Source organism: Advenella mandrilli (assembly GCF_016595155.1).
Taxonomy (GTDB): Bacteria; Pseudomonadota; Gammaproteobacteria; order Burkholderiales; family Burkholderiaceae_B; genus Advenella; species Advenella mandrilli.
The window spans coordinates 204,539-226,829 of sequence record NZ_JAENGP010000004.1 but is presented as its reverse complement, the minus strand read 5'-3'; the positions used below and the strand labels follow the sequence as shown (position 1 = coordinate 226,829).

Below are 22,291 nucleotides of genomic sequence, written 5' to 3'. Positions count from 1 at the left end.
ATTAAATGACTGATTTGAAAGTATTAAAAAATATTGCGGACTGTCTGCTTAACGCTGAAAAAACAGGGGTGGCGGTGAGTCCTGTCAGGAACTTGCTCACGCCGGGAAATGAGGACGATGCTTACGAAATTCAGAAAATCAATGTGGCGGCAGGACGAGCGCAGGGACGCCGTGTGGTGGGTAGAAAAATAGGCTTGACCTCGCTTGCCGTACAGCGTCAGCTTGGCGTGAATCAGCCTGATTTTGGTACTTTGTTTGCCGATATGGTATTTGGCAGCAATGAGCCCATTGCCTATGAAAGGACGATGCAGCCAAAAGTTGAAGCGGAAATTGCCCTGGTTCTTAAGCATGACCTGACGGCAGCAGACGCGACACTGATTGATGTGCTGGGGGCGGTTGATTATGTACTGCCTGCCATTGAAGTGGTGGGGAGTCGAATCAAAAACTGGGATATTTCTTATGTGGATACGGTTGCTGACAATGCTTCCAGCGGCTTGGTGGTGATTGGTGCCGTACCGGTTTCTTTAATAGGCCTGGATCTTGGAACGGTAAAAATGGAGATGTTTCTGGATGGGGTATCTGTATCGGTAGGGCAGGGTTCGGATTGTCTGGGGCATCCGCTCAATGCAGCGGTATGGCTGGCCCGTAAATTAGTGTCATTAGGAGAGCCGTTGCGTGCGGGCGATCTGATTTTAACCGGCGCATTGGGCCCCATGGTTGCAGTTGAGCCCGGGCAGCGTTATGAAGCAAGAATTAGCGGTGTGGGTACAGTGTGCGCCTTTTTTTCTGAAAAATAAAAATACTTTAAGTTTTATTTATAAATAATACGGAGACAACTATGTTTTTAAAAAAAACCGCTTTGCTTGGCGCACTATTTACTGCTTGTATGGCAGTTGCCACGCCCTCAATAGCACAAACTTATCCTGATCAGCCTATTACCATGGTCCTTCCATTTCCAGCGGGTGGTGTGACCGATGTGGTTGCCCGTTTAATTGCACAGGAAATGCAGGAAAGCCTGCAACAGCCCGTTATTGTTGAAAACAGGCCAGGAGGAGGAGGGCAAATAGCAGCGCATAGGGTCAAAAGCGGCAAAGCTGATGGTCATATGATTTTTGTAGCTGCAACAGAAATGTTTGCTATTAATCCAACGCTTTATAAGGATTTTTCATTTGATCCGATTGCTGATTTTCAGCCGGTAACAACGTTGGTCAAGTCGCCTTTGGTTTTGGTGGTTCCACAGGACAGTCCGATTAACTCTGTCAATGAGTTAATCGCCCATTCAAAAAATAATGTCCAAGGGATTGACTATGCTTCACAGGGCATAGGTTCAATTGGCCATTTGCTGGGTGGATTGTTTATAGAAAAAACCGGTGCAAAATTAGTGCACGTTCCCTATCGTGGATCTTCTCCTGCTTTGCAGGATGTGATGAGTGGTCGTGTGGCAATGATGTTTGATCCTATTATTACGACATCACCGCTTATAAACGGAGGAAAGCTAAAGCCATTGGCGATTGCATCAGATAAGCGTTCTGCATTATTACCCGACGTGCCTACATTGGCTGAATTGGGTGTTGATGGTGTAGATGCTGGAGTATGGTTTGGTATTGTTGTAAAAAAAGGAACGCCTGAGCCTATTGTTGAGCGTTTGAATCAGGAAATTGTAAAAGCAATGGAATCGTCAAAGGTGAGCCAGCGTTTTACAGAGCAGGGGTTGGAGCCGATTCCAATGACATCAAAACAATTTGGTCAATATCTTGAACGTGAAAATACACAATGGATTCCACTGGTTAAGGCCAGTGGGGCAAGAGTTGAATAATGTATTTCATGGATGAGCAGCATAAGGAGAAGCACGATGAGTAAAAAGCTGAAAGCCGCTATTATCGGTTCGGGTAATATTGGTACTGATTTGATGATTAAAATTTTGCGTCATGGCAAATATATAGAAATGGGGGCCATGGTGGGTATTGACAGCGCATCGGATGGTCTTGCCCGTGCAGGCCGTTTAGGCGTGGCTACAACCCATGAAGGCGTGGAGGGGCTGTCCCGTCTGCCGGTGTTTGACAGTATTGATATTGTTTTTGACGCGACCAGTGCCGGTGCACACCTTAAAAACGACAAATTCTTACGCGAATTGCGGCCGGAATTAAGAATGATTGATTTGACACCGGCTGCCATCGGACCCTATTGTGTACCGGTGGTTAACGGCCAGGCACATCTTGATGCACTGAATGTGAATATGGTGACGTGTGGTGGACAGGCGACGATTCCGATGGTTGCAGCCGTCTCTCGTATTGTTCCTGTCATGTATGCTGAAATTGTTGCCAGTATTTCAAGTAAAAGCGCCGGTCCGGGCACACGGGCCAATATTGATGAGTTTACCGAAACCACTTCTACCGCGATTAAGGCGGTAGGCGGGGCTCAGCAAGGAAAGGCCATTATTGTTTTAAATCCGGCTGAGCCACCGCTTATCATGAGAGACACCGTTTATTGTTTGAGCGAGTCGGGCGATGAGGACGCCATAGAGGAATCAATAGCTCAAATGGTTGGCGACGTACAGCAATATGTACCTGGCTATCGTTTAAAACAGAAGGTACAGTTTGAACGTATTTCTGAAAAACATCCGTTAAATATACCTGCTGTTGGTCGTGTGAGTGGCTTAAAAACGTCTATTTTCCTGGAGGTTGAGGGGGCGGCCCATTACCTTCCTGCCTACGCGGGAAATCTTGACATTATGACCAGTGCAGCCTTAATAACTGCCGAAAAGATGGCCGCACGGATTATTAATCAATCAGAAGTCAGTATTTGACTGCACGCGCTTAAAAGGAACACTGAGTAATGAAAGATAATAAAAAGCTTTATATTTCTGACGTGACTTTGCGTGACGGCAATCATGCTATCCGTCACCAATATTCGATAGGGCAGGTTAGGCAAATTGTTAAGGCGCTTGATGATGCCAGGGTAGATTCTATTGAGGTTGCACATGGTGACGGTTTGCAAGGATCGTCATTTAACTATGGTTTTGGCGCACATACCGATCTTGAATGGATTGCGGCTGCAGCCGAAACGGCCAAGCATGCAAAAATTGCCACTTTGCTTTTGCCCGGTATAGGGACCATACATGATTTGCGTGCTGCCTATGATGCCGGTGCGCGGGTGGTGCGCGTAGCGACACATTGTACCGAAGCTGATATTTCAAGGCAGCATATTGCCTATGCCCGTGAACTTGGCATGAATGCCGTTGGCTTTTTAATGATGAGTCATCTAACAAGCCCCGGGGAACTGGCTAAACAAGCCAAATTGATGGAATCGTACGGTGCCACTTGTATTTACGTTGTGGATTCAGGTGGCGCTTTGAGTATGGATGGGGTCAGGGACAGGTTTCGGGCCTTTAAGGATACGTTGGATCCAAACACTGAAACGGGTATTCATGCCCATCATAATCTTAGTTTGGGTGTTGCCAATAGTATTGTTGCAGTTGAAGAAGGGTGTGACCGGGTGGATGCCAGTTTAGCCGGCATGGGCGCGGGTGCGGGAAATGCACCACTGGAAGTTTTTATTGCCGCTGCCGATCGCCTGGGATGGAATCATGGCTGTGATTTATACAAGCTGATGGACGCGGCAGATGATTTGGTTCGTCCTTTGCAGGACCGCCCGGTGCGTGTTGATCGGGAAACACTGGCCTTGGGTTATGCGGGGGTCTACTCCAGCTTTTTACGGCATGCAGAAGCTGCGGCACAACGCTATGGGTTAAAAACGGTTGATATTTTGGTTGAACTGGGCCGCCGTAGAATGGTGGGGGGGCAGGAAGATATGATTGTTGATGTTGCGCTGGATTTGCTGGCGGCCGAAAAGTAAATTTTTTTCCATCTCATTCTCACGCTCCTGCGTGAGAATGAGTAGCCACGTAAACTTACCCTAAAAAGGCACAAGCCAAAACCAGAGATTTCTGCCATTATCATCTTTGATGGAGGAAATCATAAAACGATCTACATTTTCTTGTACTCGCATTAAATACTCCCGATACGATGGCACAAACAGCTTACTTGATTAGGGGTGTTTGTTAGGATTGCTCCCGTGCGGAGCATGGTAGTGGTGCTCTGCGTGAGAATGTATACAGGGTGTGAAGAGTTTGAATAAAAAAACATATCATTAAAATATAAAAAGACTGTAATATCAGTCCTTAAATAATATAAGGACTGATATTACAGTCTTTTTATACAAACAATTGATATAATAAGAACAGAAAAACCTTATAATCCCCAAACACCTTTTGGGCATTCCACCATGAAATATAACGAAATTCCCCGGACCTCTACAGCAAGGCTTGATGAAGCGTCCCGCTTAGGGCAACAACTGCAGGTTTTACGCAAGGCGGTTGGCATGACTCAAAAAGAAGCTGCCATCCGCTCCGGTTTATCCCGCTCAACTGCTGTACTGATAGAAGCCGGAGACGAACGTCGCACGCTTACGCAAATACTGCGTTATTTAGACGCTATTTCCCCCCAAACCAGCCTTTTGGACTTGCTGCAGGAAAATGTTGAAGCAATCAAAAACATGAACGCAAACAATATTCCGCAACGAGTCCATAAGCCTCGTACTGCGCTCCCCTCTTCTTTAAGCAATCAATCGGCTCCAAGTGATAAATATGACTTCTAAACGTCACCCTTATTTTCACCCTCCAAAAGAAGCGGCTGTTTTTGCGCATATTGCTGGCGGATTAAATGGAAAAACAAATGGCTTCGTTCCTGCCGGAATGCTAGAAAACCTGAATGCTGACACACCGCCCACATTTACCTACGGCAAAAGGTATATTGAACGCAAAAATGCAATTGAAGTAGATCCCCGGGCGCTACCGTTAATAAATGAAACGGGGGGGATAAAAAGACATGTTTTACCAGATCTGATGGAATTTGGGGGTATTCGTGATGCTGCGCCAGATGCCTGGGGGCGCCGGGTTATTGAAAACAAGCTTAATGTAAGAACAGGCGTCCTTCCAGAAATTGCTTACTTACTGGAAGCCGGTAGCGATCGGGTGGGTGCTTTAGATGTACGAAAAACATTACAAGATACTGAAAATACACCATTAAACCAAGAGGTTGAGTTAAACAGATTGCTTGAGGTCGCTGACAAAATAGAAAATAATGAGCCAGTGCCCGAGCATTTGTTTCAATACTTCAATGGTTTGGGTTCTGCAGGTGGGGCAAGGCCAAAAGCAACCGTTAGGGATGAAAATGGGATTTTATGGTTAGCTAAATTTCCTTCAAAAGGAGACAGGGCATGTAATGCTGTACTTGAAGGTGGCACATTGGAGCTGGCTCGGGCCATTGGCTTACGGGTGCCTCCTATTAAAATTCAAGAGGTTGGTGATAAACGGGTTTTGCTTATTCGACGTTTTGACCGTTATTGGGCAAAACCTGGTTTCATATTAGAGGCCGGAGAAGAAAGCTGGAATAGGGATCCTGATCATTTATCATCGAACATTGTTCTGGAGGAAGGGCGAATACCATTTTGTTCTGCCCTGACATTAATGGGGCTTAGCGAGCATGAAGCAAGAGCAAGCTCATATGATGCCATCTCTCAGGCAATTCGGGCACATGGCGCAATATCGTTTGTAGCCAGGGATGTTAAAGAAATATTCAAGCGAATGGTTTTTAATATTTTTGCCAATAATAATGATGACCATTTGCGGAATCATGCTTTTATTTACGATGTGGCAGCCAAAGGATGGCGATTAAGTCCTTTATATGATGTATTACCTATGAATGTAATAGCCCAGGAACGTTATCTACACCTTGAAATTGGAGAGTATGGCCGAGTTGCTACGCTGGATAATGCTTTGTCTCGCTGGCCTGCTTTTTATAGCTGCCGTAAAGAAGCCGTAAAAGCCATTCAGACGATTTGGTTGTTTATGCGTGAATGGATGCCATACTTTGAAAATTTAAACGCTTCCGAGCTGGATATGGATTATTTAAAAGGTGCTTTTAGAAAGCTGGAAGATTTAGCCAGTGCAGAGTTAAGCAAAGAAATTCGTAATCATTAATGATAATCACATGAGCGGTTTTATCACTGTGGTCCGCTCATAACTGCCCCGGCCAGCGGCTAAATCCAAGTCCTGGGCCGCAGTGTCCAACTTTTTGGGGGCAGTTCACTCCCGCGTGGGAACACCCATAGAAACACAAGCCAATGTAAACCCCAACAACTTCACCAATTATCGTTTACTTGCAGTATAATCTCTGGCTTCGCAGGAGAGAGGGGCAGGCATAATGCGTGGCTCCCGCCGAAGGCGCAAACTCCCATAATCGCTCAGGCATCATTACTGCGAATCGTATTCGGAAGCGGCTGTTCCTTAACCAGGATAGTGCGCAGCCGTCACGCCAGCTGGAGAGCGGTTGCCGGGCAACCCACCGAAGGGGCAAGCAGTTTGTATCACTGCGTAAACTCTCAGGTAAAAGGACAGGGGGAGAGGCAGCATAAAACAACCAGGATTCAAAATTGCTTCTCTATATTTATATTATTGCCATTACCGCTGAAGCCATGTCGGGAGCGCTTGCCGCAGGCCGGCGCAATATGGACATGTTTGGCGTGGCTTTTGTGGCCTTCATTACCGCTTTGGGCGGCGGCACGGTACGTGACATGTTGCTGGGCAATTACCCGGTTACCTGGACCCAGCACCCCATGTATATCCATATCACGATTCTTGCCGGCCTGTTTACCATGGTCGTTGCCCGTTACATGCATCGCCTGCATTCCATCTTTCTGGTGCTTGACGCAATGGGATTAATTGCCTTTACCGTTATTGGCTGCAATGTGGCCCTGAAGCTGGAATATAGCACTACTGTTGTTATTATGGCGGGCATTACCACCGGTATTTTTGGGGGCATATTGCGAGATTTGTTATGTAACCGCACCCCCATGGTACTGCGAAAAGAACTGTATGCCAGTGTTTCACTGCTGGTTGCCATTTTGTATTTATGCCTGCGGCACTGGGGGGTTAGCCATGACATCAATTTACTGGCTTCATTCGGTTTTGGCCTTACATTGCGCCTGGCGGCCATTCGCTGGCGCTGGACTTTGCCGGTGTTTACCTATGCGCCAGGGCGCTGGAGCTAACCGGACTGTCCAGCAGGATTGAAAGTTAACAGTTTGTGTCCAGCAGCCCTTTATCTTTTCAATGGTTAGTTCTGGCTGGACATATAACGGCCTAGTGATCGGGTACATCATGCCTGAAATAGGCCGTTATTCATTGCCATTTCCTGCCAAATGGTACAAAATCACAGGGTTATAAATCTTTCGTGGTTTTTTATGTCGGCTGGTGATTTGCTCACGCACGTGCTTTTTCTTTTGCTGCTGATTATTATCAGTGGTTTCTTTTCCATTTCGGAAATTTCCCTGGCCGCCTCGCGCAAAATCAAACTTCGCCTTTTAGCCAACGACGGTATTGCCAAAGCGCAAGAGGTACTGGCCTTGCAGGAAAACCCCGGCAATTTTTTTACCGTGATCCAGATTGGGCAAAATGCCGTGGCGATTATGGCGGGTATTGTGGGTGAAAGCGCCTTGTCGCCTTATGTGGCCAATCTTATTTCGGTTATTTATAGCGGCCCCATGCTGGGTACCTTGTCTTTTTTGCTGTCCTTTTTGCTGGTCACGGCCTCGTTTGTGATGTTTTCAGACCTGATTCCCAAGCGCCTTGCCATGGCCCAGCCCGAAAAACAGGCCATGGCGGTGGTCAAACCCATGAAGTTTTGCATGTTGGTGTTTGCGCCCCTGGTATGGCTGTTCAGCAGTATGGCCAATCTCATTCTTCGTCTCATGAGGGTGCCGCAAGTGCGCGAAGAAGAAATTACCCGCGATGATATTGTGGCCCTGGCCGAAGCCGGTGCGCAAGGCGGTGGGGTCTTGCTGCAGGAACAATACATGATTCGCAACGTGTTTGAAATGGATTCGCGCATTGTGCCTTCGGCCATGACGCCGCGTGAAAGCATTGTGTATCTTTCCCTGAATGAAACAGAAGAAGACATCCGCCAGAAAATTGCCGAATTTCCGCATGGCAAATTTCCGGTATGCCAGGATACGCTAGACCATGTCATTGGTTATGTAGACTCCAAGGATATTTTGCCCCGTATCTTGCAAGGCAAGGATTTATCGCTTAGAACCGCACCCATTGTTCGCAAGGTGCTGGTACTGCCCGATACCCTGACCCTGTTCGAGGCACTTGAGCAGTTTCGGGCGGCCAAAGAAGACTTTAGCCTGGTGGTGAATGAATATGCACTCGTGGTGGGCCTGCTAAGCCTGCAAGACGTCATGAATACCGTGATGGGGGATTTGGTGGGTTCCCTGCAGGAAGAGTGGATCGTAAAACGCGATGACCATTCCTGGCTGGTAGACGGCATGACCCCCATCGAGGAAGTGATGGCCGCCCTTACCATTAAGGAGTTTGAGGGTTTTGAGAATAATTACGAAACCATGGCCGGGTTCATCATGTACAAGCTGCGTAAAGTGCCACGCCCCACCGACTTCGTCTTGTATGAAGGCTACAAGTTCGAAGTGGTGGATATTGACAACTACCGGATAGACCAGGTGCTGGTTACCCGGCATGATGAAGAAAAGCAAAACTTAACGGTTGACTGAATTAAATTAAAGGTATGGCTGCGTTGCGCTGCCGCTTTCTGGTGATGGCGATCAGCAAGGCCGCTGTTGCCATAATGCCTGCTGTCATGACAAACACGGCATTCATTCCATACAGGTTGGCCACCATGCCGCCGGCAAGTGGGCCCAATACCATGCCAAGATATTGGGCAGAGGTTGAATAACCTAATACGGTGCCGGCAATATGGCCCGATACGTTATGCCGGATCAGGGCAGTAATGGCCGGCATCAGGCCGCTTAAACCAATACCCATTAAAAACCGTAATACAATAAATTGCCAGTCAGCCCAGGCAAAGGCCTGTAAAAGCAGGGTCAGGGCGGTAAACAAAAAACAGGCAACCAGCACGCAAAGATGACCTTTCTGATCTCCCAGTCGGCCAATTCTGGCCGATCCCAGCAGGCTGCCAAAGGCAGTGACTGAAATGGCAATGCCCGCCAGCAGCGGAATGTTTTCCGTCAGGGTGTGAAGGTTGGCCATATACAAGGTGATGATGGGTTCAACCGAGTAATTGGCAAACATTAACAAAGAGGCACAGCCAAGCATTAACAGTACCAGGTTGCGACTGGGGGCGTTTTGCCAGAAACCATCGGTTTTTTTCATGGTTTGGCTGGCGCCCGCCTTGCGTTTGAAACGGGTCTCTTTAATTAAAAAAGCCGTTGCCAGAAAGGCAATGAAGATAACGCCGGCTGCCAGAAAAAAAGTATTTCTAATGCCAATATAAGCAGGTAGCAACCCACCCACCAATGGGCCCAGCAGGTTTCCCGCCAACATGCCGGCAGCATGGGTGCCTACAGCCCAGCCGGTATGTGCTTTGGGGGTTTGGGTGGCCACCAGAATCGTGGCGCCCGAGGCATAACCCCCTAAAATGCCAATCAACAGACGCAGGCCAAACAGCTCCTGCACATTGCCCACCATACCCATTAAGGCAATGCAAAAGGCCATCCCCAGGCTGGCACGGATCAGAATCGGCTTGCGGCCAAAATGGTCGGCAAATTTCCCCCAGACAGGGGCCATCAGGCCGGCGGTCAGGAAGGTGGCGCTAAAAGCATAACCCGACCAGCGAATAATGGCCTCGGGGTCGGTTTCTCCCAGTTGTTCAATGTAGATGGGCAGAAATGGCAGCACCAGCGTCATGGCCATGAGCGTTGTAAATGAACCGAATACGCACACGTACAGGTTGCGTTTCCAATGTTCTTCCTGGGTTTCTTCTTCTTGGATTGTTTGCACTTTAATGCCTTTTTTATGAATGAACGGGTTGCTATGGCTTTGTTCGCTTGAAGCGGTATTTATTATGCTGGGAAACAGGAATACTGAACAAGACCATTTCTTATACTGGTATTGAATGTACCTGATACTGGTAATGGTGGTGGTTTTTCGGTTTTCAACATAATTTTAGTAATTAGCTAAATCGCTTATCTCTCCGTTTGTAAATTAATGTTTTTGCTTTGATACCAATTTTAGTAATTACCCTTAAATACAAAATAATTTATGTGTGTGAAAATTAATTCACATGCAGGAATTTAATAATAGAGGGTATTTATGCATAAATGGATTGTTAAAGAAAACGAAATTGAAGGGTATAGCCCGGCCAACCATACGGGTACCGTCAACAAAAGACTAATCAGTCAGGAAACAGTTGGCGCAAAGCATATGGAAGTCCTGATCGGGACGATAGAAAAAAACCAGGGTGCATTACCGCATGCTCATCCTGAGCTTGAGCAGGTATGTTATCTACTTTCTGGCAGTGCCGATGTGGAAATGGATGGAGAAAAAGGGAAGCTGGAGCCAGGTAATTGCTGTTATTTCCCTCCTTATAAAAAACACATTTTTACCGTCACAAGCGAAGAGCCTGCCAGAGTTCTTATTATTTACTCACCCCCCTACGAAGAAAAACCGGAAAGAGTCATTCGTTAGGCAATGGCTGGATAAAACCAAATTAAAAGTCAAAGGAGACAAAATGTTTATAACAGGTATGAAGAAAAAAATGACCGTTCTGGTTATGAGTCTTTTAAGCAGCAGCGTATTGGCTGCGTATCCGGAACAGGCGATTACACTGGTCGTGCCATTCCCGGCTGGTTCCGGCACAGATGCCGTCGGACGTATTTTTGCTTCTGAAATGTCATCCCGTTTGGGGCAGCCGGTAATTGTTGAAAATAAACCCGGTGCTAATGCAACCATTGCAGCACAGCAGGTTGCCAAGTCCAGACCCGATGGCTACACGCTGCTGATTTCAACCAATACTCCTTTATCTGCCGCACCTTGGCTAATGAAGAATGTATCTTATGACGTTGTAAAAGACTTTACGCCTGTTGCTCGCGGTGGCAATTTACCGTTTATCCTGATTACCAATGCCAGCAAACCTTTTAAATCCGTCACCGACCTGGTTGATTATGCCAAGGCCAACCCTGGCAAATTAAGTTATGCCTCTGGAAACAGTACCGGGATTGTGGCAGGGGCAACCTTGGGCAATACAGCAGAAATTGATGTTTTGCATGTGCCTTATAAGGGCACACCCCAGGCAATCACCGACTTGATTGGCGGGCAGGTTGATTTTATGTTTACTGATCTGGCTTCAGGCATTCCTTTTGTTAAATCCAATAAAGTCAAGGCACTGGCTGTATCTACCGCCAAACCCAGTGTATTGTTGCCGGATTTGCCTTCCATGGAAGCCGCAGGAATTAATAATTTTGATATTAATTCCTGGAATGGCTTTCTTGGACCGGCCGGCTTACCGGATGAGGTCGTCAATACCCTAAATAAAACCATTAATGAAATTGTTGAAAATGAAGAGGTCAGGCAAAAACTGGCCAATCTTGGCTTTGATGCATTTAGTGGTACACAGCAGGAATTTGCCGATTTTGTGAAGCAGCAATATGTGTTGTGGGGAGATTTAATTAAGGCCGCTGGCATAGAGAAAAATTAATATGGTTAATCATGATGAACCAAACCCGGGTCCATTAAGTGGAATCAGGGTTATTGATTTAAGCTCGGTGGTGATGGGGCCGTTTGCTACCCAGATGCTGGCTGATCTGGGGGCAGATGTGATCAAGGTGGAACCACCGTGCGGTGACAACATGCGTAAGGTTGGCCCAATGGTTAATGACGATATGGGGGCGCTGTATTTACACCTGAACCGTAACAAGCGTTCCATTGTGCTGGACCTGAAAACCGAGCAGGGCAGACAGGCCTGTCTGGCCCTGGCCAAAACCGCTGATGTGTTTTTGTACAATGTGCGCCCGCAGGCGATGGCCCGGCTTGGGCTGTCTTATGAAGACGTATCCGCGGTTAATCCTGCCATTGTTTATGCCGGTGCCTATGGTTTTGGGATGGATGGTCCCTATGGTGGAAAACCTGCCTATGATGACCTGATCCAGGGTATGACGGGTATCCCGGTTTTATATGAAAAAAATTCGGGTGATGAGCCCCGTTATGCGCCCTTAACACTGGCGGACCGGACCATCGGCTTGCAGGCCGCTATTGCCTGCCTGGCCGGCGTCATTCAAAGTCGGGCTTCGGGTAAAGGCCAGTCTATCGAAATTCCCATGTTTGAGGGGATGAGCCAGTTTGTGCTGGGGGATCACCTGGGTGGGAAAACGTTCGTGCCCGAGAAAGGGGAGATGGGTTATGCCCGTTTGCTGGCCACGCATCGCAAACCTTATAAAACTGCCAATGGCCATATTAGTGTATTGATTTATAACGATAAACACTGGAAAAACTTCCTGCTTCTGATTGGCCGGGAGGATTTGGTAGAGGGCTCCATCTTTTCCAGTCATTCGGTGCGTGCTGACAATATTGCCGAGGTCTACAGTTTTGTGGCGCAGATACTGGCTGAAAAAAACAGCGAATATTGGTTGGATTGTTTTGCCCGGGCGGATATTCCGGCGGCCCCTTTATACAGTGTGGAAGACTTGATGGAAGACCCGCATATCAAAGCGGTTAACCAGGTCGTGGAAATGGATCATCCCACCGAGGGACGGATTCGTACCCCGGGCACGTTGGGCAAATATTCCGCAACCCCTTTAAAAATATATCGTCATGCTCCCAATCTTGGTGAGCATACTGAAGAGATCTTACAAGAAACGGATCTGGATCAGTCAATGATTGATTCTTTGACAAATAATACGGGAAGAAGCAAACCATGAATTTTGAGTTGAACAATGACCAGCAGATGCTGGTGGAAGCAGTACAAACCTTGTGTGACGATTTTGATGATGATTACTGGCATGCCAGGGATGCTGATGGTGAATACCCCGAAGCGTTTTACAAGACACTGGCCGAAGCGGGCTGGCTGGGCATTGCCATGCCTGAAGAATACGGTGGCGCTGGCTTGGGCATGACCGAAGCGGCTTTATTGATGAAAACCATTTCCCGCTCGGGTGCCGGGTTTACCGGTGCATCGGCGGTGCATATGAATATTTTTGGCCTGAACCCGGTGGTGGTGTTTGGTTCAGAAGATTTAAAACAACGTGCCTTGCCACCCCTTATCCAGGGCAAGCAAAAAGCCTGCTTTGCCGTTACCGAACCGGATGCCGGGCTGGACACGACCAAGCTTAAAACCAGAGCCGTTAAACAGGGCAATAAATATATTGTTCATGGCCGTAAAATCTGGATTTCAACCGCGCAGGTAGCAGACAAAATGCTGTTGCTGGCACGTACCACACCGCTTGAAGAAGTCAGCAAGCCTACCCAGGGCCTGTCCCTGTTTTATACCGATCTGAACCGTGATTATGTTGAAGTGCGGGAAATTGAAAAAATGGGACGCAAGGCGGTAGATTCAAACATGCTGTTTTTTGACGGGCTGGAAATTCCCGAAGAAGACCGGGTGGGCGAAGAAGGGCGGGGTTTTGAGTATATATTGCACGGCCTGAATCCGGAACGGATTTTGATTGCATCCGAAGCAGTGGGATTAGGGCAGGTTGCCTTGCAGAAGGCCACCCAGTATGCCAAAGAACGGGTGGTGTTTGGTCGGGCCATTGGCAGCAATCAGGGAATCCAGCATCCGCTGGCGCAGGCCTGGATGCAGCTGGAAGCCGCTGATTTAATGGTTAGTAAGGCAGCCAGCCTGTACGACAATAACAAGCCTTGTGGCGAATTTGCCAATACGGCTAAATATCTGGCGGCAGAAGCGGCTTTTAATGCCTGCCAAACCGCCATACAAACCCTGGGCGGCATGGGCTATGCCAAGGAATACCATGTAGAGCGTTATTTGCGTGAAAGCTTCATTCCCCGCATTGCGCCAGTCAGTCCACAGCTGATTATGTGTTTTATTGCCGAAAAGGTCCTGGGTTTGCCCAAGTCCTATTAATTAATATTGAAAATAATTCCTGTTTTGCATGGGGCCCGGATAACATGTTATCCGGGCTTTTTTTGAGTGTTGCAGATAAAGCACAGGGTTGTTCAGGCGGAATTTTCAATAAAAGTACTAATGACGCGCAGTTTCTGGGCAAAGTCTTCTAAATTTGCCTGAATCCGGTACAGAGGGCCGGCAATGGAAATGGCATAGTGGCTGCCAGAAAGCGCGACCGGCCAGGCCAGCGCGCCCACATCGGGCATGGATTCGCCAAAGTTGGCAAACCATCCCCGTTCAAGTGAGGCCTTTATATCCTGTATAAAGGCAGCTTTGCCTGAAAGGGTTTTTTTATTGAAGGCATGAAACGGGATGCTGGCTAATACGTCCTCTTTGTCATTGTCGTTCAGGGTGGAAAACAGGGCTTTGCCTAAAGAGTTGGCATTAATTTCCTTTTGTTCTCCGGCGATGGCCACGTAATGAATCGGATTAAGGGAAGGAAGCACTTCCAGATAAAGCACTTTGTGATTGCTGTTTAGCTTACCGATAACCACGGTTTCATTGGTAATGTTGCGCAATTCTTCAAGGCTGGGGTAGATGCGTTCCAGCACCGGGTCGGCGGCGGATATTTTCTGGGCCATGGCCAGCAGGCGTCCGGTAGGGTAATAACCCGCACGGCGGTTGGTTTCGTAAAGATAACCCAGGCTTACCAGGGTCCTGATAAGTGCCAGGCAGCTGGACATGGGGGCGTTTAACAGCTTGGCCAATTCTGACAGGGCCAGGGGCCGACATTCCTTGGCATAAATTTCAATAATTTCAATAACCCGCAAGGCCGTTTTGACATTGGTTTCTTTGGGGGCTTTGCGTGTTGTGAGTGGGTTTGTCATGGTTGGTGGGGTAACGGTTGAAATGCTTAAAGCAAATTATAGGGGCTGAGCGGCCATTTGCAAAATGGGCCTGTTTGTCCATGATGCTTTTAGCTATTTCGGGTTTTGCGAATTGTTGATTCGTGTGGGTGGTAGCAAACTATGCCTGTTGCTATTTATAAGGAGAACCCCCCATGAAAAAAGCCAGTTTCAGGCAGCGCGGACAAGGCATGACCGAATATATTATTATCGTTGCCCTGGTCGCTATTTCGGCCATTGCTGTGTACCAATTGTTTGGCCAGGTCATACGCTCGCAAACCGCGGCCATGGCCAGTGAACTGGCTGGTGAAGATGGTACCGAATATTCCGCTTCGGCACAAAATGCCGCGCAAGCCGCTTCAGCACAAACCACCGCCAAGTCCCTCAAAAGCTTTACCGGCAACGCAGGTTCGGGCGGGCAATAATGGCAATATTCCCCAGTCATGCAGCAAGGCAATTACGAAGGCAGCAAGGCCAGGCGCTTGTGCTGGGGATACTGCTATTGGGTGTGATTGGCCTGGCCATGAATGCCCTGTTCAGCACCAGCCGGCTGGTGAGTGTAAAGGCACGCCAGCTTAATACGGTTGATGCCGCCGCGTATTCTGGTGCCCTTATTCAGGCCCGTGCCTTAAACATGCAGGCATATATCAATATTGCCCAAACCGGTCATCAAATGGCCATGGCGCATTTGGTCACCCTGGGTTCCTGGGCAAAATTCAGTGCCACGCAAGGGCAGCAGGTCAGTGTCGGAAACCCACCGGCCTATTTAATTGGCATGATGTTTGGCAGTGGGCATATGCAGGGGTATCAATCAGCCCGCAAGGCCCAGGCCATTGCCACTATTGCCAATCCGGGTAATGAATTGTTTCAGGCTTTTGAGGCGCACGACAAGGCCGTGCACAAAGTTTTGCAGGCAGCCAGCCTGGCGATTGATAAAACGCTGGAGTCCGCGCGTAACCGGGCTATTGAAAAAGTGATACTGGCCAACTATCCCGAGCCGCAAATTCGCAAGGCGTTGTCCTGGGACATTCACCATGACAATTTGCAAGGGTTTTCTGCAGTCTATCAACCTACCGGCAATTACCGTTCATTCATTGGGCAGGTAGCCGGTGTGTACCGTTTTCTTGATGAGCGCAATCATGTGCACAAAAACTTTTGGATGGTCAATAAACAATGCCCCTCTAAGCGTCATGAACTAAGGCGAAAGGGGCAAACCGACCTGGATGAGAAAGGTAACTGGCAATCGATTGACACACAGTCATACCATGCCTTGCGTTCCAACCGCTGGATTGGCTGTTATTTCAGGGAGTATCCCATGGGCTGGGGCTGGGTGCCCGGCAATGCAAACAGCATGGCTATGGACTTGCCCCATACGGAATCGCCACCTGATAATTTCTCCGGGATTGATTTCTGGCGCTGGGTAAAAAAAGCTACTCAATGGAATATTTTTGGTGGAAATCACAATCCTCTGGCCAATTCCCGTGCCGTGGCAGAGCGCCAGCGCTGGGAAGGAGGCGGGCTGGCCAATTATGTCGATATTGCCAATGCCCGCAAGCAGTCTTCGGTGGAATTTACGCTTTCCTTAACCCGCAAAAATGCCTGGGGACATGATTTTACCGTTCACAGCCGCGCCCAAACTTTTTTTGAGCGGCCACAAGTACGGGCAGACAAACGCGTTGAAAAAGCCAATTTCTGGCATCCGTTCTGGCAGGCACGCTTGGTGGAAGCAGGGAAAAAGGTGTTTGAATGAAACGGAAAGGGCAAAGTGGCCAGGCATTGGCCGAAGGTTTGGTACTTATGCTGGTGTTGATATTGTTCTTTGTGGCCATTGGCTGGTTGGGCCGCTTGCTGGACATGGGTTTGCAGGCTTCGCATGCCAGCCATTATGGTGCTTTTCAGCTGGGGCGGGAAATTCCCGATATTAACAAGGCGGAACTGGAAACCCGTTTTTTGCTGGGCCCAGAAAAGAATTGGCGTGACCGGCGGGGGAATTTATTACTGAATTCTGATGCTATTGACGTGACTGTAGACCGTAACGAAAAGCTGGATGCCATTATGCAGCCGGGCACGAATCATGAGCAGGCCGCTTTGCTGCGCAAGGGCTGGCAAATTGAAGACCCGGGCATGGCCCGGCTGTCGTTAAGTGTGACACCCGTGTTTGCCGCGGCACGCCAGCAAGCCAATTCACAGGTTGCGCTTAATTTGGGGCTGGATTTTTTTGATCACTTTTCGCTTTCCATCAGGCGTCATACCAGCATTCTGACCGGTGCCGGTCATGCCGCCAGTGACCAGACCGCTCATACGCATACTGCACGTAGCCGTGAGGGCTGGCAAAATGCGGCCAGCCTGTCCTATGAAAGCGGTCAGAAAATCCAGTCCTACTCGGAAAGTGTAGATGCTCCGTGGAATCGGCCACAGCCTGTTTTTGACTGGCTGCAACCATGGCAAGGCACCTTGCCAGCCCATCATCTGGAGTAATAAATGGCCAGGAAAATAAAACGGATACTGGTATTAGTGGTTGCCATGGCATTAGCCATGCCGGTTTGTGCCAAAGAAGGCCTGCAGCAGGTTTCCAGCCGTATCTTGGCTTCATTAAAGGTGCCGCAGTTTGACCTTGCACAGGAAATGAAGCTGTTTGGCCAACCGGCACTTAGCATTGTTTTTACCCGGGAACAGCCACTGGACAGTTTAATGCAGCGGGTTCAAGACGGACAGACAGTTTTTAATTACGCCGATGTGCTGGACGGGCATATGTTTTTGCATGCTGGCTTAAGCAATGCGCATGTTTTGCTGCATCTTGTTGCCACCTCTGAAACCAGTTTCAGGGGTGAATTAAGCGTTATTGAAAATAATCAATCGGCGGCTTTAAGCCAGTCTGTATTCAATGAACAGATGGTCGCAAGATTTTTGCCGTGGATACCGGTGGGTGCGCAATTATTGATGGATATTGAATTGCCAGGCCGGGAAATGGTGTTGCAACAACTTTACCTGCTCAAGCAAAGCGTCCGGCAAACACAAGATGACATCAATGCCCGCCTGTTGGCCCGGGAATGGGTGCCCGGCAACGAGGTTTTTCCGGGCCGGGGTTTTTGGCATAAAGGCAATGAATCGCTTTATGTCTTTGTACATGAAACAGAGACAGGGGCAGGCGTTTATCTGATGAAAAAAATGAAACAGGCAGAAAAATGAAAAAGCGTAAATGGCTGGATAAAACGGTTTTGATGGTAGGGGTGGCTATCCTGGCGGGCCTGTTTGCGGCATGGGCTGCACGGGAATATATTCAGGACACCATCAAGCAAATAGAACAACAGGCCCGGGTTAAGACGGTTCAAAGAGTGGTGGCGGCTTATGACTTGCCTGAAGGCACCCGGATTGAAGCGGTCCATGTGGCGGTGCGGGACATACCCGAGTCATGGGTGGTTAGCGGTAGCCTGGCACCTGACGCGTTTATTCAAATAGAGGGGCAGGTAATTACCACGGCTCTTAAAGTAGGAGATCCTGTCTTGTGGGCTAATGTGGCCAAAGCCAAAAACGCACCGTTTTCCACCAAAATCAATCCCGGAAGACGGGCCGTCACTATTCCGGTAGATGCCATTAACTCGGTATCGGGCATGTTGGTGCCTGGTGATCTGATTGATCTTTACGTGTCATTCGAGTATCGACGGCGGAAAATTACGGCGCCCCTGTTGCAAGGGGTCCTGGTGATGGCAACCGGCCGGCAAAGCAAAAACGGTTATGCCGAAGGGCTGGAAGAAAGCGGCCTGGAGCAAAGTTATTCAACCGTTACGCTGGATACGGCTCCCGAAGAGGCGGCCAAGCTGGTGGCGGCCCGCCAGGCAGGCATGATTACAGCCCTGTTAAGGAATCCCGAAGACGATAAGGCAACCCACAAAGCAGTCCGGGGAGATCTGGCCAGTATTTTGGGCATTGCGACACCACCGCCGCCCGTCAGGAAAAAACCGGCCGTTATTTATGGTGATGATGCACTTAGAAAATTGCCCGGCCTGGCGCTTGCACCCAACCCGGAAACGGCCGGCAAGCGCGATGAGCGTGGCGTGTTTGAGTTGCCTGTTCAGGAGGATATTGTCAGCGCCTGGATAAACTCTTTGCCCAAATCAATAGAAACGGCAACTGAAATGCAGACAGATTTAATGGTTGAGCAGTAAACAGGATGAATAAGGAGTGAAGTTGATGTTAGTAAGAAAAACAAAAGCGATCATGTGGATGATGGCTATCGGGTGGTTCGGGATATTCGCTTCCTGGCCGGCTTTGGCGGCAGATGATCCAGTTCATTTGAAATTGAATATTGGCGATATACGGGTGTTGACTATTCCCCAAATTGCCCGTATTGCGGTGGGTGATAGTAAAGTGGTGAATGCCGTTAGCGATGATGACCGGGAAGTGATTTTGTTTGCCAAGGACCAGGGGCAAACCACCCTGCAAATTTGGGATGTGCACGGAGACCGGAAGATTTTCCAGGTGGTGGTGCAGGCGGCCGAAGAACAGAAGCTATTGCAGGATATCCGGCGCATTCTGGCGCGGATTCCCAAGGTGCGGGCCAGCATTGTCGGTGACAAGGTCATTGTGGAAGGAGACAGCCTGACCGATGCCGATCGTGAGCGGGTAGGCATTCTGGCCAAACATTATCCGCAAATTATTGATATGAGCAGCCAGGTGGGATGGGACCAGATGGTGTTGTTGGACGTGCAAATACTGGAATTGCCCCGCAATTATTTGCAAGACATTGGCGTGCGCTGGAATCCTGCCTCGGCCGGTGGGTTAAATGCCGGGATAACCTGGGATGCGGCCTCTTCCAAATTGTTCGACAGGGTGGGGGAGCAAGTCATGAATGTGCCGTTCCCCATGAATAACCCGGCTGGATATTTCGGTGTCAGTGCTGTGTTGTCATCCACCATTCAGGCCATGGCAAGCCAGGGCGAGGCGGTTATTCTGGCGCAGCCGCAACTCATGGCACGCAGCGGTGCCACGGCAGAGTTCCTGGCGGGCGGAGAGGTTCCCTATTCGGTGACCGACAACAACGGCAATACCCAAACCATTTTCAAACCCTATGGCGTGAGTTTGTATATCACGCCCCGGATAGAAAAAAATGGCACGGTGCGTTCAAAAATACATGTCGAAGTCAGCTCGGTGGATGCGTCCATGAACCTGGCTGGTGGGCCGGCACTCAAAACCCGTCGCACATCTACTGAGTTTAATGTCCAGTCGGGAGAAACGCTGGTGCTGGCGGGGTTCATCTCGCGTGACCAGGTTCAAAACAGTGACAAGGTGCCCGGTTTTGGCGATACCCCTATTTTAGGTGCCTTATTCAAGTCCCGTAAGTTTCAGAATAATGAATCGGAACTGGCCATTTTTGTTCGGCCTGTGGTGGTGTCTGCCGATAACAAGGATCTGCAAAAACGGGTCAAGCGCTCCAAACTCATCCTGGACAGTACCTTTGAGGCGGGGCCGGTGCTTAATGTGCATGTACAAGGCGAACCGCCGAAAAATGAACCGGTGTCATCAGCTAAAAAACCAAATGCCCAGGAAAAACCGAAAAAAAGGAAATGGCAAGGTAATGAGATGCAGGCCTCTGTATGGGATCCGGTGCTTGAGGCACCGGTAACCGGCATTCGCTTCAAGAAATCCCGGTAATTCATGGTTGGCTGAAAAGGATTGAATTATGCTTAAAATTGAAATGCAATTTGAAGATGGCAAAAAGGAAATCAGGGAATTTGCTTTACCGTTTGAGATTGGTCGCCTGGCCGGCTGCGGACTGCGCTTGCGCAGCTGGCGCGTGGCCAAAAAGCATGCCCGTCTGGAAGCCAGGGATGCCGGTGTATTTATTGAAGACCTGGGGGCGATTACCGGTACGATGTTAAATGGCCAACGAATAAGCCGTCACGGGCCTTTACAGGAAGGCGATGAGATTATTATTGGCCCTTGCATGATGAAAATAAGGCAGATCTGTAGCCAGCAAGACAGAGCAGACCGGCAAGAAGGGCAAGATGAGGTTGCCAGTTCTACAGCAACCCTGACTGGTGTAAAACATGCTTCGGATCAAGGGCTGCTTGAACAGGATTTGTCCTTAAGGTCGCAGACCGCGCAATCAATCGCAGCTGTCCCGGAAAAATCCCGGCAAGACCTGACGCAGCACTTGTATATCCGCCGGCGTTTGCATGGGGCCTTGCTAGAGGCGCTGGATTTGCGTCGCAGGGATGTGTCCATGATGAGTGACGAAGCGCTCAGGAGCGAAGCGGGGGGCTTGCTTGATGATATTATCCAGGCCGATGAGGATATTCCAGCCGACACCGACAGACAACGTCTTATGCAAGAAGTGCTTGACGAAGCCGTAGGCCTTGGGCCCCTGGAACCCTTGCTGCAAGATGCCAATATTACCGAGATCATGGTAAACCGGCATGATGAGATTTATGTCGAAAAAAACGGCTGTCTGCAGCGCCATGATGCCGTCTTTAGTTCTGAACAGGCCGTGGTGGGGGTCATCGACCGGATTGTGGCACCCATAGGCCGGCGCATTGATGAAAGCTCACCCATGGTGGATGCCCGTCTGGCTGATGGTTCCCGGGTTAATGCGATTATTCCTCCCATCGCGCTTAGGGGCGCAAGTATCACTATCAGAAAATTCCCCTTGCAGCGTCCTGCCATGCAGGATTTGTTAAAATTGGGTTCACTGGATACCTGCATGAGCCGTTTTCTTGAGTCGTGCGTACGCCTGCGAAAAAATATTGTCGTCTCGGGCGGTACGGGTTCTGGCAAAACAACCTTGTTGAATATTCTGTCCAATTGCATTCCGCCACAAGAAAGAATTGTCACGATTGAAGACGCAGCGGAATTACGGCTTAACCATGAGCACCTGGTTGCGCTTGAAGCCCGTCCGGCCAACCTGGAAGGCAGGGGGCAAGTCATGATCCGGGATTTGGTGCGTAATGCCCTGCGTATGCGACCTGACCGGATTGTGGTGGGCGAATGCCGTGGGGCGGAAGCCTTTGATATGTTGGGGGCCATGAATACCGGGCACGAGGGTTCGTTAACCACCTTGCATGCCAATACCCCGCGTGATGCCCTGGCGCGGCTTGAAACCATGATTTTAATGGCGGGCATGGATTTGCCCCTGCTCGCGGTGCGTGAGCATATCGCTGCCAGCATCGAATTCATTATCCAGCAAACTCGTTTGTCCAATGGGCGCCGGGTGGTGACCTCAATTGTTGAAGTAGGCGGGATGGAAAACGGCGTGATCAAAACCCAGGAGATCTTTGCTTTTGAACGAAAAGGCGGGGGCGTTTTTGCCGGCGCCGGGATTATTCCCAATTGCTTTGAGCGCATGCGACAAGAAGGGTTTGACTTTGATCCTGCCTTGTTCAGCCAGCGCAGTGACGCCCAGTCATATGCCGCCTCTTTCAACGATATTGTCAGTCATTAAGAGGGGGCCGTTTA

21 protein-coding genes and 2 riboswitches are annotated in these 22,291 nt (G+C 49.2%); of the genes, 19 read left to right on the top strand and 2 right to left on the bottom strand.

Going from position 1 to position 22,291, the window contains the following annotated elements; translation table 11 throughout:
• Positions 1 to 5 precede the first annotated feature (5 nt).
• From mhpD to paeA, 8 genes are all read left to right on the top strand, one after another.
• Positions 6 to 797, top strand: a complete 792-nt coding sequence (gene mhpD, locus JHL22_RS05615; RefSeq protein ID WP_200234805.1) for a 2-keto-4-pentenoate hydratase — start codon at positions 6 to 8, stop codon at positions 795 to 797.
• A gap of 41 nt (positions 798 to 838) precedes the next feature.
• Positions 839 to 1,816, top strand: coding sequence for a Bug family tripartite tricarboxylate transporter substrate binding protein (locus JHL22_RS05610; RefSeq protein ID WP_234041129.1), 978 nt, complete (start codon positions 839 to 841; stop codon positions 1,814 to 1,816).
• A 36-nt stretch (positions 1,817 to 1,852) separates the two neighbouring features.
• Positions 1,853 to 2,806 carry an acetaldehyde dehydrogenase (acetylating) gene (locus JHL22_RS05605; RefSeq protein ID WP_200234803.1) on the top strand — a complete coding sequence of 318 codons (954 nt, stop codon included), beginning with the start codon at positions 1,853 to 1,855 and terminating at the stop codon, positions 2,804 to 2,806.
• 29 nt (positions 2,807 to 2,835) lie between these two features.
• Complete coding sequence (gene dmpG, locus JHL22_RS05600; protein WP_200234801.1) at positions 2,836 to 3,855, top strand: 4-hydroxy-2-oxovalerate aldolase; 1,020 nt, start codon at positions 2,836 to 2,838, stop codon at positions 3,853 to 3,855.
• A gap of 429 nt (positions 3,856 to 4,284) precedes the next feature.
• Entirely contained in the window at positions 4,285 to 4,656 is a 372-nt protein-coding gene (locus JHL22_RS05595; protein ID WP_200234799.1) for a helix-turn-helix domain-containing protein, read from the top strand.
• Entirely contained in the window at positions 4,646 to 6,040 is a 1,395-nt protein-coding gene (locus tag JHL22_RS05590) for a type II toxin-antitoxin system HipA family toxin (protein ID WP_200234797.1), read from the top strand. The genes JHL22_RS05595 and JHL22_RS05590 overlap by 11 nt, the downstream gene beginning before the upstream one ends.
• 192 nt (positions 6,041 to 6,232) lie before the next feature.
• Positions 6,233 to 6,329, top strand: a riboswitch (glycine riboswitch).
• A 39-nt stretch (positions 6,330 to 6,368) separates the two neighbouring features.
• A riboswitch (glycine riboswitch) is annotated at positions 6,369 to 6,467 on the top strand.
• A 25-nt stretch (positions 6,468 to 6,492) separates the two neighbouring features.
• Positions 6,493 to 7,110: a trimeric intracellular cation channel family protein gene (locus JHL22_RS05585; RefSeq protein ID WP_200234795.1), complete on the top strand. Its 618-nt coding sequence runs from the start codon at positions 6,493 to 6,495 to the stop codon at positions 7,108 to 7,110.
• Positions 7,111 to 7,302: 192 nt separating this feature from the next.
• The gene (gene paeA / locus JHL22_RS05580; RefSeq protein ID WP_200234793.1) at positions 7,303 to 8,628 is read left to right on the top strand and encodes a polyamine export protein PaeA; all 1,326 of its coding nucleotides are present in this window, start codon (positions 7,303 to 7,305) and stop codon (positions 8,626 to 8,628) included.
• A gap of 1 nt (position 8,629) precedes the next feature.
• On the opposite strand, the gene JHL22_RS05575 is transcribed toward paeA, so the two are convergent.
• Complete coding sequence (locus JHL22_RS05575) at positions 8,630 to 9,874, bottom strand: MFS transporter (protein WP_329610639.1); 1,245 nt, start codon at positions 9,872 to 9,874, stop codon at positions 8,630 to 8,632.
• A 312-nt stretch (positions 9,875 to 10,186) separates the two neighbouring features.
• Here JHL22_RS05575 and JHL22_RS05570 point away from each other — a divergent pair, with 312 nt between their 5' ends.
• The 4 genes from JHL22_RS05570 to JHL22_RS05555 are packed head-to-tail and all read left to right on the top strand — an operon-like array spanning position 10,187 to position 13,952.
• Positions 10,187 to 10,561, top strand: coding sequence for a cupin domain-containing protein (locus tag JHL22_RS05570; RefSeq protein WP_200234790.1), 375 nt, complete (start codon positions 10,187 to 10,189; stop codon positions 10,559 to 10,561).
• Positions 10,562 to 10,619: 58 nt separating this feature from the next.
• On the top strand, positions 10,620 to 11,570 hold the full coding sequence (locus JHL22_RS05565; RefSeq protein ID WP_200234869.1) for a Bug family tripartite tricarboxylate transporter substrate binding protein: 951 nt from the start codon (positions 10,620 to 10,622) through the stop codon (positions 11,568 to 11,570).
• Position 11,571: 1 nt separating this feature from the next.
• Complete coding sequence (locus tag JHL22_RS05560; protein ID WP_200234788.1) at positions 11,572 to 12,789, top strand: CaiB/BaiF CoA transferase family protein; 1,218 nt, start codon at positions 11,572 to 11,574, stop codon at positions 12,787 to 12,789.
• Positions 12,786 to 13,952: an acyl-CoA dehydrogenase family protein gene (locus JHL22_RS05555; protein ID WP_200234786.1), complete on the top strand. Its 1,167-nt coding sequence runs from the start codon at positions 12,786 to 12,788 to the stop codon at positions 13,950 to 13,952. Before JHL22_RS05560 ends, JHL22_RS05555 begins: the two co-directional genes overlap by 4 nt.
• 92 nt (positions 13,953 to 14,044) lie before the next feature.
• Here the strand turns inward: JHL22_RS05555 and JHL22_RS05550 are convergent, their stop codons facing one another.
• Positions 14,045 to 14,821, bottom strand: coding sequence for an IclR family transcriptional regulator (locus JHL22_RS05550; RefSeq protein ID WP_200234784.1), 777 nt, complete (start codon positions 14,819 to 14,821; stop codon positions 14,045 to 14,047).
• Positions 14,822 to 14,994: 173 nt separating this feature from the next.
• On the opposite strand from JHL22_RS05550, the gene JHL22_RS05545 reads away from it, so the two are divergent.
• From JHL22_RS05545 to JHL22_RS05515, 7 genes are read left to right on the top strand one after another with little or no spacing between them, the layout of a single operon-like run.
• On the top strand, positions 14,995 to 15,264 hold the full coding sequence (locus JHL22_RS05545; protein WP_200234783.1) for a Flp family type IVb pilin: 270 nt from the start codon (positions 14,995 to 14,997) through the stop codon (positions 15,262 to 15,264).
• Positions 15,264 to 16,589, top strand: a complete 1,326-nt coding sequence (locus JHL22_RS05540) for a hypothetical protein (protein WP_200234773.1) — start codon at positions 15,264 to 15,266, stop codon at positions 16,587 to 16,589. Before JHL22_RS05545 ends, JHL22_RS05540 begins: the two co-directional genes overlap by 1 nt.
• A complete protein-coding gene (locus JHL22_RS05535) occupies positions 16,586 to 17,317 on the top strand; it encodes a pilus assembly protein (protein ID WP_200234771.1) in 732 nt (243 codons plus the stop codon). Before JHL22_RS05540 ends, JHL22_RS05535 begins: the two co-directional genes overlap by 4 nt.
• A 3-nt stretch (positions 17,318 to 17,320) precedes the next feature.
• Positions 17,321 to 18,028: a hypothetical protein gene (locus JHL22_RS05530; RefSeq protein ID WP_200234769.1), complete on the top strand. Its 708-nt coding sequence runs from the start codon at positions 17,321 to 17,323 to the stop codon at positions 18,026 to 18,028.
• On the top strand, positions 18,025 to 19,005 hold the full coding sequence (gene cpaB, locus JHL22_RS05525) for a Flp pilus assembly protein CpaB (RefSeq protein ID WP_200234767.1): 981 nt from the start codon (positions 18,025 to 18,027) through the stop codon (positions 19,003 to 19,005). The genes JHL22_RS05530 and cpaB overlap by 4 nt, the downstream gene beginning before the upstream one ends.
• Before the next feature lie 25 nt (positions 19,006 to 19,030).
• Entirely contained in the window at positions 19,031 to 20,491 is a 1,461-nt protein-coding gene (locus JHL22_RS05520; protein ID WP_234041128.1) for a type II and III secretion system protein family protein, read from the top strand.
• A gap of 28 nt (positions 20,492 to 20,519) precedes the next feature.
• Positions 20,520 to 22,277: a TadA family conjugal transfer-associated ATPase gene (locus JHL22_RS05515; protein WP_200234765.1), complete on the top strand. Its 1,758-nt coding sequence runs from the start codon at positions 20,520 to 20,522 to the stop codon at positions 22,275 to 22,277.
• Positions 22,278 to 22,291: the final 14 nt, after the last annotated feature.

Bases quoted from the DNA above. Each gene is read 5' to 3' on its own strand.
- JHL22_RS05540 (WP_200234773.1), top strand. From the start codon at position 15,264: ATGGCAATATTCCCCAGTCATGCAGCAAGGCAATTACGAAGGCAGCAA.
- JHL22_RS05535 (WP_200234771.1), top strand. From the start codon at position 16,586: ATGAAACGGAAAGGGCAAAGTGGCCAGGCATTGGCCGAAGGTTTGGTA.
- JHL22_RS05555 (WP_200234786.1), top strand. From the start codon at position 12,786: ATGAATTTTGAGTTGAACAATGACCAGCAGATGCTGGTGGAAGCAGTA.
- JHL22_RS05560 (WP_200234788.1), top strand. From the start codon at position 11,572: ATGGTTAATCATGATGAACCAAACCCGGGTCCATTAAGTGGAATCAGG.
- JHL22_RS05605 (WP_200234803.1), top strand. From the start codon at position 1,853: ATGAGTAAAAAGCTGAAAGCCGCTATTATCGGTTCGGGTAATATTGGT.
- JHL22_RS05530 (WP_200234769.1), top strand. From the start codon at position 17,321: ATGGCCAGGAAAATAAAACGGATACTGGTATTAGTGGTTGCCATGGCA.
- JHL22_RS05550 (WP_200234784.1), bottom strand. From the start codon at position 14,821: ATGACAAACCCACTCACAACACGCAAAGCCCCCAAAGAAACCAATGTC.
- JHL22_RS05545 (WP_200234783.1), top strand. From the start codon at position 14,995: ATGAAAAAAGCCAGTTTCAGGCAGCGCGGACAAGGCATGACCGAATAT.
- JHL22_RS05595 (WP_200234799.1), top strand. From the start codon at position 4,285: ATGAAATATAACGAAATTCCCCGGACCTCTACAGCAAGGCTTGATGAA.
- JHL22_RS05590 (WP_200234797.1), top strand. From the start codon at position 4,646: ATGACTTCTAAACGTCACCCTTATTTTCACCCTCCAAAAGAAGCGGCT.
- JHL22_RS05610 (WP_234041129.1), top strand. From the start codon at position 839: ATGTTTTTAAAAAAAACCGCTTTGCTTGGCGCACTATTTACTGCTTGT.
- cpaB (WP_200234767.1), top strand. From the start codon at position 18,025: ATGAAAAAGCGTAAATGGCTGGATAAAACGGTTTTGATGGTAGGGGTG.
- dmpG (WP_200234801.1), top strand. From the start codon at position 2,836: ATGAAAGATAATAAAAAGCTTTATATTTCTGACGTGACTTTGCGTGAC.
- paeA (WP_200234793.1), top strand. From the start codon at position 7,303: ATGTCGGCTGGTGATTTGCTCACGCACGTGCTTTTTCTTTTGCTGCTG.
- mhpD (WP_200234805.1), top strand. From the start codon at position 6: ATGACTGATTTGAAAGTATTAAAAAATATTGCGGACTGTCTGCTTAAC.
- JHL22_RS05520 (WP_234041128.1), top strand. From the start codon at position 19,031: ATGTTAGTAAGAAAAACAAAAGCGATCATGTGGATGATGGCTATCGGG.
- JHL22_RS05570 (WP_200234790.1), top strand. From the start codon at position 10,187: ATGCATAAATGGATTGTTAAAGAAAACGAAATTGAAGGGTATAGCCCG.
- JHL22_RS05565 (WP_200234869.1), top strand. From the start codon at position 10,620: ATGAAGAAAAAAATGACCGTTCTGGTTATGAGTCTTTTAAGCAGCAGC.
- JHL22_RS05515 (WP_200234765.1), top strand. From the start codon at position 20,520: ATGCTTAAAATTGAAATGCAATTTGAAGATGGCAAAAAGGAAATCAGG.